The 13,102-nt window shown below is 34.4% G+C and carries 13 protein-coding genes; 3 read left to right on the top strand and 10 right to left on the bottom strand.

The window, feature by feature from the left end:
- Positions 1 to 77: 77 nt before the first annotated feature.
- On the bottom strand, positions 78 to 1,226 hold the full coding sequence (locus tag VB796_RS06915) for a DNA polymerase III subunit gamma/tau (protein WP_416233516.1): 1,149 nt from the start codon (positions 1,224 to 1,226) through the stop codon (positions 78 to 80).
- Between the two features lie 529 nt (positions 1,227 to 1,755).
- Here VB796_RS06915 and VB796_RS06910 point away from each other — a divergent pair.
- Together VB796_RS06910 and VB796_RS06905 are read left to right on the top strand one after the other, a co-directional pair.
- Entirely contained in the window at positions 1,756 to 2,049 is a 294-nt protein-coding gene (locus VB796_RS06910) for a DUF1778 domain-containing protein (RefSeq protein ID WP_323345788.1), read from the top strand.
- Positions 2,033 to 2,527, top strand: coding sequence for a GNAT family N-acetyltransferase (locus tag VB796_RS06905; RefSeq protein WP_323345787.1), 495 nt, complete (start codon positions 2,033 to 2,035; stop codon positions 2,525 to 2,527). Before VB796_RS06910 ends, VB796_RS06905 begins: the two co-directional genes overlap by 17 nt.
- Positions 2,528 to 2,600: 73 nt before the next feature.
- Here VB796_RS06905 and VB796_RS06900 read toward each other — a convergent pair whose 3' ends face one another.
- From VB796_RS06900 to aroQ, 5 genes are all read right to left on the bottom strand, one after another.
- Positions 2,601 to 3,239 (bottom strand): ribonuclease H family protein, encoded by a 639-nt coding sequence (locus VB796_RS06900; RefSeq protein ID WP_323345786.1) that lies wholly within the window; start codon positions 3,237 to 3,239, stop codon positions 2,601 to 2,603.
- A 46-nt stretch (positions 3,240 to 3,285) separates the two neighbouring features.
- Complete coding sequence (locus tag VB796_RS06895) at positions 3,286 to 3,957, bottom strand: hypothetical protein (protein ID WP_323345785.1); 672 nt, start codon at positions 3,955 to 3,957, stop codon at positions 3,286 to 3,288.
- Between the two features lie 84 nt (positions 3,958 to 4,041).
- Positions 4,042 to 4,620, bottom strand: coding sequence for a MarC family protein (locus tag VB796_RS06890; protein WP_323345784.1), 579 nt, complete (start codon positions 4,618 to 4,620; stop codon positions 4,042 to 4,044).
- A 61-nt stretch (positions 4,621 to 4,681) separates the two neighbouring features.
- Positions 4,682 to 5,779: an aminotransferase class V-fold PLP-dependent enzyme gene (locus tag VB796_RS06885; RefSeq protein WP_323345783.1), complete on the bottom strand. Its 1,098-nt coding sequence runs from the start codon at positions 5,777 to 5,779 to the stop codon at positions 4,682 to 4,684.
- Between the two features lie 227 nt (positions 5,780 to 6,006).
- Positions 6,007 to 6,432 (bottom strand): type II 3-dehydroquinate dehydratase, encoded by a 426-nt coding sequence (aroQ, locus tag VB796_RS06880; RefSeq protein ID WP_323345782.1) that lies wholly within the window; start codon positions 6,430 to 6,432, stop codon positions 6,007 to 6,009.
- Positions 6,433 to 6,608: 176 nt separating this feature from the next.
- Between aroQ and xerD the strand changes: the two genes are divergently transcribed.
- Positions 6,609 to 7,520 carry a site-specific tyrosine recombinase XerD gene (gene xerD, locus VB796_RS06875; RefSeq protein WP_323345781.1) on the top strand — a complete coding sequence of 304 codons (912 nt, stop codon included), beginning with the start codon at positions 6,609 to 6,611 and terminating at the stop codon, positions 7,518 to 7,520.
- A gap of 85 nt (positions 7,521 to 7,605) precedes the next feature.
- On the opposite strand, the gene VB796_RS06870 is transcribed toward xerD, so the two are convergent.
- From VB796_RS06870 to VB796_RS06855, 4 genes are all read right to left on the bottom strand, one after another.
- The gene (locus VB796_RS06870) at positions 7,606 to 8,202 is read right to left on the bottom strand and encodes a Crp/Fnr family transcriptional regulator (RefSeq protein WP_323345780.1); all 597 of its coding nucleotides are present in this window, start codon (positions 8,200 to 8,202) and stop codon (positions 7,606 to 7,608) included.
- 164 nt (positions 8,203 to 8,366) lie between these two features.
- Positions 8,367 to 8,903, bottom strand: a complete 537-nt coding sequence (locus VB796_RS06865) for a hypothetical protein (RefSeq protein WP_323345779.1) — start codon at positions 8,901 to 8,903, stop codon at positions 8,367 to 8,369.
- Positions 8,904 to 9,151: 248 nt separating this feature from the next.
- Positions 9,152 to 10,117: a DUF4249 domain-containing protein gene (locus tag VB796_RS06860; protein ID WP_323345778.1), complete on the bottom strand. Its 966-nt coding sequence runs from the start codon at positions 10,115 to 10,117 to the stop codon at positions 9,152 to 9,154.
- 102 nt (positions 10,118 to 10,219) lie between these two features.
- Complete coding sequence (locus VB796_RS06855; protein ID WP_323345777.1) at positions 10,220 to 12,598, bottom strand: TonB-dependent receptor; 2,379 nt, start codon at positions 12,596 to 12,598, stop codon at positions 10,220 to 10,222.
- Positions 12,599 to 13,102: the final 504 nt, after the last annotated feature.

Genomic DNA, 13,102 nt, shown 5'->3' with positions numbered 1-13,102 from the left:
TTGGGAATTAGTTACTGGTAATTGATTACTGCTAACTGCTAACTGATTACTGTTTACTGCTACCTGTTCCCTGTTAACTACTTTCCCACGCCATCGCCCTCCGTGGCGGGTAGTGTCGCTAAGTTTAAAATATTAGCGATATTCGCCATTTTCAACAAACAAATCTCAACGTGTAGTTTCTGATTTTTTGCTGCTTTATAATTCAAATCGCAAGAAGAACCAATACTTAATCCCGACGCTAAAAATGAGTACGGAGCTGCTACTGATTGTTCCAAATATTTCTTCTGAACCGACTCCGAGACTTGCATCAAACGAACCGTAACGGGGTCTTTACAAACCAATAAATTTCTAAAATGCTCCAATAGTCCAACGATAAATTGATGTCCGTCAAAGCCTTTTTTCAAGATTTCATCAAACAATAAAAACGTATCTGAAACATTTGATTTCAATAAAGCTTCCGTCATTTTGAAGTAATAATCATAATCCAGAATATGCAGATTATCAAGGACTTCAGCGTATTTCAATACGCTATCTTGCGAGAAAGTAACGTTCAAGTCAAACATTGAAAGAGCATCACGCAAACCTCCATCGGCTTTTTGAGCGATAAGTTCCAAGGCTTCCAAATCTGCCGTGATTCCTTCTTTTGCCGCAATTTGTGATAAATGATGCGTCATGTCAGCAATTTGAATTCTATTGAAATCAAAAATTTGACAACGAGACAAAATTGTTGGTAGAATTTTATGTTTTTCGGTCGTTGCCAAAATAAAAATAGCATACGAAGGCGGTTCTTCTAAAGTCTTCAAAAAGGCATTAAAGGCACTCGTTGAAAGCATGTGAACCTCATCAATGATGTAGATTTTATATTTTCCTGACTGGGGAGGATAACGCACTTGGTCGATTAGATTTCTAATATCATCAACCGAGTTATTGGAAGCCGCATCTAATTCATGAATATTAAATGAGGCATTATTTTGAAATGATTTACACGATTCACATTCTCCACAGGCTTCTGCTTCTTGCGTAAGGTTCTGACAATTAATGGTTTTAGCTAAAATCCTTGCACAAGTTGTTTTACCAACTCCACGGGGACCACAAAACAAAAAAGCCTGAGCTAAGTGATTGGTACGAATAGCATTCTGAAGGGTTGTGGTTATATGCGATTGACCCACGACGGAGTCAAATAATTGCGGGCGATATTTACGGGCTGAAACTACAAAATTTTCCATATACAAATATAAAACAAAAGTTTATGAGTTTTAGATGTAAATTGGTTGAATAGTATGTTTGGAAGAGTTTGTGTATTTCTGTAGTAATTTCAAAATAATCATTAGAATCTGAAAATAACACTTTGAAATGTACGTATTATATACGTACATTTGTATTGCTAATTCGTACGTCTATATTTAACGTTCGTAAGAGAAGAATTTTAGAAAAAAAACCTTAATCACCATAAACAATAATACATGACTAAAAACAACGTAATTTCAAATACAGACATTGGTATAATTTAATAATTAAGAACATAATAGTTTAAAGCTCTCACAAATTAGCTTAACTTGTTTACAGTTACTTAATTTCAGTATATATAGAACAGCAGAAATATATACTTATTAATGAAGGTTGAATTTAGCATAAAATTATAATTACCCAGTAGCCTAAATGTTGAGTGGGTAATTATATTCAAGATAACTAAAGCTAAGTAATTCAAGTATTTGCATTAATAAGTACATAATTCCGTAAAATAAGAAAAATAAAATGGCAACAGTAATTAATGACAGGATTGATGTTCGGATTAGCAAAGAACAAAAAGAGTTCGTTAAGTATGCTTCTGAAATCAGAGGATTTAAAAATCTGACTGAATTCATTATTTTTTGTGTGAATAAAGAGTCAAATGAGATTATTGCCGAAAATAATCTCATACTTAAATCATTAGAGGATAAAAGAGTATTTGTAGATGCATTATTAAATCCACCAGCACCTAATGAAAAACTTAAACGAGCTCAATTAAATTATTTAAAATTTGTTGAAGCGCATGAAATTAAAGATTGAAAAATTAGAGAGTATACACGTAAAAGAGGAGTTTAGCTGTGGTTATGACTTGCTTGACAACTACCTTAAAAGACAAGCTAACCAAGATATAAAACGTAAATTATCATCTTGTAGCGTTTTAGTAGATGAACAAAATATCGTAAAAGGATATTTTACACTGTCTGCCAATTCAATAAGAAGGCAAGACCTTCCAGAGGAATTAATAAAAAAACTACCTCCGAGTTATTCAGATTTACCAGTAATACTCTTAGGAAGAATTGCGATTGATAAGAGTATTCAAGGAAATGGATTTGGGGAAAATTTACTTTTACATGCCCTTAAAAAGTGTTTGGATTTATCGAATCAACTTGGTATTTTAGCAGTTGTTGTTGACCCAATAGATAGTAAAGCGATTAGCTTTTATAAATCCTACAGTTTTATAGAATTACCAACTTCAGATAAAATGTTTTTATCAATGAAAACTATCGAGCAACTTTAGATATTAGAAAGGGATAGCCATGATGTATGACTATCCCTTTTTAATATCTAAAGATTTAATTTTAATCAATTTTCTACTTCCGCCCATAATCCGCTGGATTTTCTCCCCAAAATTCGGTTTCCCATTTCAATATTTTATTGGCATAAGTATTGTCTTTTAGCCATTGTTCGCCTCGGTCTAAAAGCTGAAAAAGTTCTTCGTTCTTTTTGTTACGCTCTAAATTGGTCTTGACTTTTTTATTTTTCACCCAAGAAATTGCCGTTTTTGAATCGGAATAAATGGGCAAGTCTGAATTGTGTTTTTTTAAGAAAGCCAAACCATGAACAATGGCTAAAAACTCGCCAATATTTACCGTTCCTTGCGGAAAAGGTCCCATTGAAAAAAGCACTCTTTTTGTTCCTGTTTCTACGCCTTGATATTCTAATTTTCCAGGATTTCCAGCACAGGCAGCATCCACCGAAATACTTTCGGAATTGGGCTTTCCGACCAAAGTAGCTGATTTTGTTTGCTTTCCAGTTCCGCCCGTTTGCGTTTTTTGTACCGACTGCCAATAATTTCCTTTAAAGGCATCTTCGGCTTCTTTTAAGGTATCAAATGATTTGTACTGAGCTTTCTCAAAGCCTTTTATTTGCTCTTCGGCTTCCGCCCAAGTGTCAAAAACACCCGTTGTTCGTCCTTTCCAGACGGTATAAAATTTTGCTTTTTTTGCCAATGTTATTTCGATTTTAGATATTTTAGTGAAGTCGTCATTAATTACTTTAAAGTAATTTCCCTTTCGGATTTTTTACGATTCTCACAAATTTAACTTGGTCTTTAGGAATAATTGTAGCCTCTTTCCGAATGGTATCAAATAGAAAATAATGAGCAGAATTATCTCCTACATACACTAAACTATCCAAATTCAGTATTAACTCTTTGTCAATAGATAATTTATAATGGTATATATTCTTATCGTGTAGCGTTTTATTTGCACGATAAAATCCATACAATTCAGCTGCAAGAAGTAAATAAACCAAGACTGCAAATCCAATATAAAATGGAGATTTCATCATCTTATTTATTTTCTTTTTATCAGCTTTTTTACCTAACATCAAAACTCTATACACAATTTGATAACTATTGAAATGCTTCTGTTGCCAGAGGAAACCAAGATACATCAACACCGATAGCAAACCTACGCTAAGTAAAGCCAATATAATTACCAAAGGGTTTGCCAGCGGTGCCATTAAGAAATCATTAATTTCAGAAAAGAGGAAAATGTTAATTCTGAAAGTCATGAAATAGAAAAAGTTATAGCTTATCCCTAAGAAAATAAGGAATAGATACCCACCAACACTCAGGGAAATTCCCCATTCAAAGTTTCTTAGCGTATTTTTTATTCCATCAAAGGGGTTAAAATGTTCTTCTTGGTCTAATAATTCTTCGTTCATAGTTAACTTTTTTTTATTTTACCTTTATTTTTTTATAGAGTGAGCGGTTGAGAAAATCACCCTAAAACCCACTTTCTCATTAAATTACCCCAATCTTGTTTTCAAAATCTTGATTGAAATCGCTAATAGAATTACGCCAAAAACTTTGCGTAAAACGTTCGCTCCTACCTGTCCAAGTCGGTCTTCAATCCATTGTGAGGCTTTTAAAACGATGTAGATAAATACCAAGTTCAATAAAATTCCAACTAAAATATTTACTTCTTCAAATTGAGATTTTAACGATAAAATAGTCGTCATGGTACCTGCTCCCGCAATGACTGGAAAAGCCAATGGCACAATTGAAGCTGCTTTACTGGCTGCGGCATCTTCCGACTTAAAGATATTTCTGCCCAAAGTCATTTCCAGACCAATCAAGAAAATAATTAATGCTCCCGCAATGGCAAATGAATTTATATCAACGCCAAAAAGACTCAAAATAGATTTTCCGACGTATAGAAAGGCAATCATAATTCCGCCCGAAACCAAAGTGGCTTGTTCTGCGTGAATATCTCCTGTTTTTTTACGAAGGTCTATGACAACAGGAATTGACCCTAAAATATCAATGACAGAAAAAAGAATAAGCGAAACCGAGATAATTTCTTTGAAGTTGAAGTTTAATTCCATCGTGTTTATTGTCGTTATTAAAGTTTGTTGTGTTACGCTTATCTTATATAAATTTCTCTTACTATAATTTTATTAATATTTCCTCCAAAGCTCTGATTTCATTCACTTCAATAGTAGGAAAATTAGCAATTCTAAAAGTTGTGTTTTTCCAAGAACCATATCCATTTCCAACCGTGATTCCATTGGCTTTGGTGATGGTTTTTATATCTTTAATTTGACTTTCATTTCCTGCAATTGCAATTACTGTATCTGACCGTACTTCTGGGTTTTGAATTAAGGGTTTTGTAGCACAGACTTTAGTCTGTACTGCTTCATTTTTATCATTACAGCCTAAAGTCTGTGTTACATTTTCATCAAAGATTTTATACCAACTATCAGCTTGATTCCTAATTCTTTCCGAGATTTTTGAAATATTAGGAACGTCAGCCATTATCTTATTCAAAAGATAAATATTCAAAACATTAGGCGTGTAATGTGTTTGAAATTTCTGAAAATTATCGTGAATGAACAATAAACTATTATAATATTTTCGGTCGTTGATTTGCTCTGCTCGCTGAATTGCTTTGGGTGAACAAAGCATTATTGCCATGCCCGCAGGTAAACCCAAGCACTTCTGAACTGAGGCAAACCAAACATCGCCTTGTTGCCAATCTAAAGCAATTCCGCCTAAAGATGATGTCGCATCAACGGCAATAATCGCTTCGGGGAAAGCATTTCTAAAAGGCTTTAAATCTTTAATTTGTGTACCGTTCGAGGTTTCATTTTGTGTAATACAGACGACATCTCCACAAGCGTTAATCTGCTTTAAATCAGGAAGTTCTTCAATATCAAAAGTTATTCTTTCAACTTTTGGAATGAGCTTTTCGGCATAATCTGCCCATTTTTCACCAAATGCTCCGTTATAAATATGGACACTTTCTTTTACTGTCAAAGATTGTGCAATAATCTCCCAAGCCTCCGTTGCTGACGAAATAAAACAAATAAAATATGCTTCAGGAATATTGAGTTTTTGATGTAAACCTTCGATTGCCCCACGAGTAATTTCCATACATTCGGGACTTCGGTGATTGACACTAAGAATTCCCTCCGCAAAGGCATCTTGCATATATTGAGCTACTTGTGGATATACTTTTGATGGCCCTGGATAGAAAGTTATCATATTTTGGAGGAGTATTTAATAAAGTTTTCGGAATTATATACTATTTGACGCAAAACCTCACCCCCGACCCCTCTCCGTTGGAGAGGGGAGAAAAAAGAGGTCGAACGCTCCCCTCTCCAACGGAGAGGGGTCGGGGGTGAGGTTTTTATTGAAAAAACTTGACTTCCGTCAAATTGTATATACTTCCGAAAGTTTTTCAAATACTAAATCCTAATCCCAAACACCTATTATAAAAACGCTTGAATGGCAAAATCGTAGCCACGAAGACCAAAACCGATAATAATTCCCATTGCTTTTTTGCTAATGTAACTTTTATGACGGAATTCTTCACGAGCATACACATTTGAAATATGAACCTCTATCACGGGGGTTTTCACGCCTGAAATGGCATCTGCAATGGCAATTGAAGTATGCGTAAATGCTCCTGCATTCATCAAAATCCCATCGTAAGAAAAACCAATTTCATGAATTTTGTCAATCAAAAATCCTTCGTGGTTCGACTGGAAATATTCTAAATCTACTAAATCCGAATATTTATCTTTCAAGACTTCAAAATATTGTTCAAAAGTTTGGTGTCCGTAAATTTCGGGTTCACGTTTGCCTAATAAATTCAAATTAGGGCCATTAATGATGATTATTTTTTTCTTTGACATTGTTGTTTAGGTAGTAGGTATTAGGTAAAAGGTAGTAGTTAATGATGGATTAAGTAATCTTAAATTGGATAGCTAAATGCAAAACGAATTTTCTTGTCTAAAAAAACAATTATAAATTATCTTTGCTTTTATCTAACCTAATCAATCATTCACTAATTCCTAAACCCAAATCCCCAATGAATTGGCAAAGCTATTTAAAAAATTTCAAAAGCTACCTCACTTTAGAACGTTCTCTTTCAGAAAATTCGATTGAAGCGTATTTACGTGACGTTCAGAAGCTTTGGGAATACCTCGAAATAGCTGGAGAGTTGGACATTCAGCCCGAAACGGTAACAGATAAGCACATTTTCAATTTCTTTTATTACGTCGGAGAATTGGGTTTAGAAGCCACTTCTCAAGCCAGAATGTTATCAGGATTAAAGGCATTTTTCAAGTATTTATTGTTGGAAGATATTATCAAAAACGACCCAATGGCATTGATTGTTTCTCCTAAAATTGGAAGAAAGTTGCCCGCAACTTTGAGTTTTCCAGAAATTGAAAGAATGTTAGAAGCCATTGACCTTTCCACCAATGAAGGTACTCGTAATCGGGCAATTTTGGAGGTGCTTTATAGTTCGGGGTTACGGGTTTCAGAATTGGTAGAAATGAAATTAACGGAGTGTTTTTTTGATATTGGTTTTCTCAGAATTATCGGAAAAGGCGACAAAGTTCGGCTCGTTCCTATCGGGCGTGATGCTTTGCATTATACCAAAATTTATTTAGAAAATATCCGAAAGCAACAAGACGTAAAACCCGAAGCCGAAAACCATGTGTTTTTGAATAGAAGGGGAAATAAATTAACCAGAGTAATGATTTTCCTGATTATCAAAGACTTGGCTGCCAAAGCTGGCGTTCAAAAGAATATTAGTCCGCATACATTTAGACATTCTTTTGCCACACATTTGATTGAAGGTGGGGCGGATTTGAGAGCAGTTCAAGAAATGTTAGGGCATGAATCTATTACAACTACCGAAATTTATACCCACCTCGACCGTGAATATTTACAACAAACCATCGTAGATTTTCATCCGAGGAGCAAGAAAAGGTAGGACGGGTTTCCAACCTGTCCATGTATGAAATGACAGGTTGGAAACCTATCCATGTATGAAATGACAGGTTGGAAACCTGTCCTACTTAACCCTTAATACTATTCCGTATTCTGCTCAAACTATCTGGATGAATTCCTAAATACGATGCTAAATCTTTTATGGGAATTAAACGTAAAGCATCTGGTTGATTTTCAAGAAGATGCAAATAACGATGTTCTGCCGTTTTTGAAATTAAAGTATAAGTTCGGCGAGTTTCACGAATGTATAATTGTTCGGCAATGAGGCGATGAAAACGCTCTGCATTTTTGGACGTTTCTAATAATTCCAAAACAGGAGGATAATACAATCGGTAAGCTTTGATATTTGTAACCGCTTGAATAGAAATGGACGATGGGATTTGAGCTAAACAAGACGAAAATGAGCTAACCAAATTGCCCTGAAAACCTAAATCAACACAAATTTCTTTGCCGTCTTCAGTGATTGCCTCATATTTTACAGCTCCTTCCAAAATAAAATAAGCGTATTTTTCTACCTCTCCTCTTTTTGTCAGAAATGATTTTTTCTTAAATGAAATTTCTTCAATAATATTCTGATAAAAATTCCACTCTTCCGATGAAAAATTGGCTAATCTAAAAATAGATTCTTTTACAAGATGAATCTTATTTGAGGCTGATAAGGGCATTTTTTAATTTCTTGGTTATGGATATTTAGGGCGGTTATTTTTTGATTTTCCTGACAAATATAGGTTTTTACAGGTATAAAAAAACTACCGTTCGCTAATAGTCTCTAAAATTTGGGACTTTTAATGAACGGTATTACTTGCTGAAATCTATTTTTAGAAAAAATTTACGCTTCTGCCATTGCTTTTTCACCGACAAAAATATGTTCTTGGTGTTTAAAAAGAACGTTAAATGAAGTCAATGTTCCGTAAATTTTGGTAATATATTGTTGAAGATTTACCTTTTCTTCATCTTCCAAATTACTCGAATTGATTCGTTGTTCCATCACCCGCAGACGGTCACGCACCATCACAATTTTATGAAAGAAAGCATCAATGGGCATTTCTTTGTTTGATAAATCTTGTCTGCCAGGTTTTAAAATTAGCTTTCCACCTTTCCATTTATCGCCCAAAGGTACATTTTCGGTAATATCTGCCCACTTTTGTAATACCTTAGAAAGTGTCATTTCTACATCTAAAAGACTCACAAGGTCATTATCTTGCTCAACTTCTTCGATAACTTCTAAGGGGAAATCTAACTTAATTATTTTCATGCCAAATTGCATAAAAGTAATATTATACCCGCTTGACTTTACGTTGATTATTACACCGTCACCATACTCTGCATGACGAATTCGTGAGCCTATTCCTAATATTTTTGACATGGCAATTTGTATTTTTAAAATTAAAGTAAGGATTCTTATTTTAGTCTTTACAAAGGATATGCCATTTATGATGAATAAATAGAATTAGGATTCAACAGGCAAAAAATAGTCACTTAACTCACTAATAATCAAACAAATAGCCCCGCCATAATTAGAGCGTCAACAAACATTTTATTTTAAAATTAATAAGACAATAAAAAAGGGGCACTTGATTGTGTCCCTTTCTAAATTATAATTTTGTTATTGATTTAATCAGCAAATTCTTTAACGGCTTTTGTTTTATCTACAATCACTTCCAACGACGTTACGGCTGATGCTCCAAACCAACCTGCGGCTTGTTTGGTTGAACTGGCATTAATATTTAAAATATTAGAAGGAACACGTGCCGCTGGACGAGCAAATAAACCTGCATTGTTTAATTCCTGACGTAGTTGTGTCCAAAAGTCAAAATGGGCTTCGGTAATGGATAATAATTCGACTTTTATTTTATCATTTTCTTGATATAATTCTGTGGTTGACAAACGGCGTAATGGTCTAATAAATGCCAATGAATCGCCAAAAGAGCTTTTATTGGCAATTCCGTCATAGGCAATAACAATATTATCTGCTCCACTTCTGAGTTTTCCATTTTGATAAACTTTCACTCGGTAACAATCTCCTACGCCTTTCAAATCTCGTGCATAAAACTGTGCATCATAACCTTTTGTTGGTTTTCCATCCCCTCCTTGTCGAATATTGGCATCATCCAATTTATATACAATAGAATCAATTTTAGGAACTCTATTTAGTTTAGAAGATGCTTTATAGGTTTCCCCTTCTGCTTGTATTTCCAACGAATAAGTTCTGCCAATTACTCCCATCACTTCGGCAGTATTAGTAGGAGTCCACACGTATTTCCCTTCGTTTTTCAAATCTTTAAATTCATACACTTTGCCTAAGTTATCAGTAACTTTTACCGTAGCATTTTTAACAACTTCGGGAAGTGCTTCACTCAAAAGGTCTTGCGATTTAGTTAATTTAATAACTTGTTCACCTGCCAAATTAGTGATTGAACCATCCACCACTAAATATGGGTCTGTTTTCTGAACATCTAAGGTAATAACGTCTTCGCAACTTGTTAGAAAAAGAGCAGAAACAGCGAATAACGAATAGCGAATAAATGAATTAAAAGTTGTATTCACTTCTTGATATATATTTTGCTTTGAAATTTTCATGATAATTATTTTGACTGAATGATGATTTTTAAGATTAGGCAATTGAAAGATTTTAAAAAATACTCTTCAATCCTATAAATCATAGTTCAACTATTTTTTCAATTAAAACTTAAAATTATACGTAACTGAAGGAATTAAAGAGCCAATGATTGACAATCTAATCGCCTCACTTTTAACTATTTGTTCTGCTTGTTGCTGAGAATCTGCAGTTGTTGAGGTTTTGGGTTGAGTATAAATTGAGAATGGATTACGACGATTATATAAATTATAAACAGAAAATACCCATTCTGATTCGCCTTTACCAAATAATGCTTTTTTGTTTTTCTTGGTAGCTGAAATATCCAAACGATTGTAAACAGGCACTCGAATATTACCACGTACACCACCTTCGGTAATACCATAAGTTAAGCCTTCCACAACGCCCTGACGCTCAGGTAAAGAGTATGGAACGCCCGAAATGAAGGCAAAATTTGCCCCAAAACTCCATTTTTTGTTCAATTCATACTGCCCTACAACATTCAATGTATGGGTTCTGTCAAAACGATTTGGATACCACTTTCCTTGATTCAAACCTTCCACTTGGCGTTCGGTACGTGCTAAAGTGTAACTTGTCCAACCAGTCAATTTTCCTTTATTTTTCTTAATGAATAATTCAACGCCATACGCACGACCTTTCCCAAACATCAAATCTTTTTCAAAAGTAGGATTCAAGAAAAGATTGGCACGGTCGGCATAATCAATTTGATTTTGAAAATCCTTATAATAAACTTCCAAAGAGGTTTCGTACTCGTTTTCTCCAAAATTCTTAAAATATCCTAAAGCCACTTGGTCTGTTAATTGAGGCTTAATATTATTGGTACTTGAAGTCCAAACGTCCAATGGAGTTGCTGCTGCGGTGTTCGACATCAAGTGAATATACTGCGTCATTCTGTTATAACTGGCTTTCAATGAGCTATTTTCACCTGTTTCTAATTTCAGATTGAAGCGTGGTTCAAAATTACTGTATGATTGAAGGATTTTATTTTTATCATTTACCTTCGTCACAAGGTCATATCCAGAAGGGTATGTATCCGAAAATCCTACAAATTTTCTTTCGTAATAAACGTCTTCGCTACTTTTATAATCGTACTTTGAAAAACGAACGCCATATTGAAGTGATAATTTAGGCGAAACTTTCCATTCATTTCCGATATAGGCAGAATATTCAATACCATCTTTTGGAGGTGAACCGAACGAACGCACATCACTCTGAGAACTCGCCGTTGCTGAACCTGGCGTAAAACTATACGTCAAGACTTGTCCGCCAAAAGTAAGGGTATTGTTGGGAGAAATATAATACGTAAAGTCAGGCTTAAAGCTCAGGTTTTCAATATTTGAAGTCCAACGAAAACGGTTATTAGGACGCACATTTTCTAAGTCAGAATCCAATAAATAATCATAATTACTATAAAATGCCGTTGTGTTCAGGAATAATTTAGAACTGAAAACGTGATTCCAACGAGCAGATAAAGTGCTATTTCCCCAGTTGAAACCGAACTGATTTCCAAAAACATCACGTCCAAAATATCCCGACAAAAACACCGTATTATTCTGATTGATATTGTAGTTTACTTTTGCCGTAAGGTCATAAAAATTAAATTGAGTATTGGCATTATTACCCGTCAGGAACGGTTTTGCCAAAATATCCGCATACGAACGACGAGCCGCCACAATAAACGAAGCTTTGTCTTTTATGATTGGTGCTTCAATAGATAAACGACTGAAAATAAAACCAATACCTCCATTTACTTCTAATTTTTTAGCATTCCCTTCTTTCATTCTTACATCTAAAATTGAAGAAGCACGTCCACCATATTGAGCAGGAATTCCGCCTTTAATCAATTTTACATCTTTTACAGCATCTGGATTGAAGATGGAGAAAAAACCAAAAAGGTGAGAAGAATTATACACAGGAGCATCATCTAAAAGCACCAAGTTTTGGTCAACTGCACCACCACGAACATTGAAACCCGTAGCACCCTCTCCCACCGTAGAAACCCCTGGCAATAATTGAATGGCACGAACTAAGTCAACTTCACCCAATAAAGCAGGAATCTTTTTGATGGTTTTCATTTCAACTTTATTGACAGACATTTCAATCTCTTTCACATTATCATCGTCACGTTTGCCCTTTACCACAACTTCCTCCAATTCTTGACCATCCTCTTGCAATTCTAAATTGAGCGTAAGGTTTTGGTCATTCAGTTTAATATCTCTGTATGCTTTTCGATAGCCAACTGAAGTAATGACCAAAGTATAATTCCCTTTTGGTAAAGTAAGAGAATAAAAACCGTAGGTATTTGTGGTAGTACCCGTCAGCAATTCTTTCACAAAAACGGAAGCACCAATTAAGCCTTCGCCATTTTTGTTGTCTTTTACATAACCACTAACGGTAAGTTTTTCATTTTGAGCAAACAAACCTAAAGGGAAAAACAATAACATTAAAAGAGGTTTTTGAATAAATTTCAGCATTTGAATATTAGAATAGTTAAAATTATTATTTTTATTTCAGTTTAATATTAAACGTATTTCAAATAGATTTAGTTATTATTTTCTTATTTTTTTTCATTTACTGACAAATCAAAAAAATCATCTTACTGATTTACAAGCACTTAAAAAAATACGATTTTTTTTCAACTTTATAATCAATGTATTATGACAATTCAAGAACAATAAACCTACATTTGAATAGTACAAAATTACTTTTTAGCCTCAATCCAAACCTCAATTATTTGATAAACGGTTATTAAACCATAACTCTGACAAACACTTCTATTATTACCCCTATTGGTTATCACTTATTTTACATTCTCTTTATATAAGATTGCGGAACTGTATACTTATTAATGCAAGTCCTAAAAACCTCACCCCCAGCCCCTCTCCGATGGAGAGGGGAGCATTCTTCCGCTTTTTTCTCCCCTCTCCATCGGAGCAGGGCTGTTAAGT

The organism is Arcicella sp. LKC2W (assembly GCF_034931005.1).
Taxonomy (GTDB): Bacteria; Bacteroidota; Bacteroidia; order Cytophagales; family Spirosomataceae; genus Arcicella.
The sequence above is the reverse complement of the archived record's forward strand: the minus strand, read 5'-3'. Positions and strand labels throughout refer to the sequence as shown.